This window comes from Arthrobacter sp. SAFR-179, assembly GCF_059414945.1.
Genome location: NZ_JBPFDM010000024.1, coordinates 1 through 1,517, shown reverse-complemented (window position 1 = coordinate 1,517; position 1,517 = coordinate 1). Strand labels below are relative to the sequence as shown.

Here is a 1,517-nt window from a genome sequence, read left to right as displayed (position 1 = left end):
CCCCTCTAAGTCAGGCTGGTTGTGAGTCATTCAAGTCTTGATTGAAGGAGCCGACCGTGACATTTGTAAGCCAGGGTTTTACCCGTGATGAGATTCGGGAATTGGTCCACGAGTACCATCTTCAGCCGTATGGCACGAAGAAGACCTGGCTTGCCAAACAGTCGATGACGGAGTGGACGTTTCGGCGGTGGCGGAAGTTGGTGTTCGAGGGTGATCTCGACCGGAATCTGCTTCCGCGAGAGCATGGGGGTATGGCCCGTACGAATGGCGAGTTGTCCGCGTTTGAAAAAGCGCGCGCCAAAGAAATCGCTGAACACCAGTCCGAAGTCGAACAGCTCAAGGGCCGTATCCGTGAGCTCGAGGGTACGAATACAGCGTTGGGAAAAGCTATCGGGCTCTTGCACGAGTTGAGCGTGCCCGAGCCCGATACGGCCCAGACGAACGATCCGAAAAGTTCATAGATGCCGAGAACCGCCTTGTGCGGTCCCTGACGAAGCTCACGGGCTCGCAGCGGCAGGCACTCGAGCTTTCCGGCGTCTCGCGCTCGACCTGGCATTACCGGCAGAACCCTCGCGAGCGAGTCCAGGACCCGCTCGGGCAGTCTGAGCGGGCTTATCAGTCACGCATCAGTACCCGGGACCGCGACAGGATTTCGGAATACATCATAGAAGGCTGGGCCGATCAAGTTTCCGTTGACCACTCCTTCGCAGCGGCGTGGGATGCCGGGGTGATGCTCGCGTCACGCCGGACGTGGTGGCGTATCGCGTCGCAGATCGAGGACCAGATGCTCCGTCCGACCATCCCGACCAGGACCGGGAACAAGCGGCTGCCACGGGAGAAACCGGTCGTGATGGCTACCGGCCCGGGACAGGTCTGGTCGTGGGATATCACCGATCTGTATTCGCCGTGGCGGGGAAAGACGTTCAAGGCTTACTCGGTTCTTGATATCTACTCCCGCAAGATGGTTGCCTGGCGGGTCGAGGAACGAGAAGCCGACCACCTCGCCGTGGATATGTTCGAAACCGCCATCGCCCGTCATGGCGCCCCACACACCGTCCACGCCGACTCGGGCCCGGCAATGCGATCAAACCTGCTCCGCGTTGCCCTCACCACCCACGGCGTACAGCTCTCACACAACCGGCCCTACGTATCGAACGACAACCCCTTCAGTGAGTCCGGGTTCCGGACCATGAAGTACCGGCCTGGCTACCCACGAGTCTTCAAAGAAGTCGAGACCGCCAGAGCTTACCTCGCCGGCTACGTACCCTGGTACAACACACAACACAAACACTCAGGCATCGCACTCTTCTCACCGGCTGAAGTGCACGACGGCTCGTGGAAAGACCTCTGGAAAACACGAGACGAAGCACTACAGCGCTATTACGACAAAAATCCCGAACGATTCCGGCAGCGACCCAGCACACCAGCCCCGGCCCGCCACACCGGAATCAACCTCCCCGCAGCGAAAACAGCCAAACAGCCGACCCAATGACTCCACACAGCTTGACAATCTGCGG

General features: G+C 59.7%; 2 protein-coding genes. Both read left to right on the top strand.

Annotated elements, in window-relative coordinates; all coding sequences use genetic code 11:
* Nucleotides 1-56: 56 nt before the first annotated feature.
* Complete coding sequence (locus ACR65K_RS20590) at nucleotides 57-461, top strand: hypothetical protein (RefSeq protein ID WP_440154740.1); 405 nt, start codon at nucleotides 57-59, stop codon at nucleotides 459-461.
* A 17-nt stretch (nucleotides 462-478) separates the two neighbouring features.
* A complete protein-coding gene (locus ACR65K_RS20585; RefSeq protein WP_440154739.1) occupies nucleotides 479-1,492 on the top strand; it encodes a DDE-type integrase/transposase/recombinase in 1,014 nt (337 codons plus the stop codon).
* The last annotated feature ends 25 nt before the right edge of the window (nucleotides 1,493-1,517 follow it).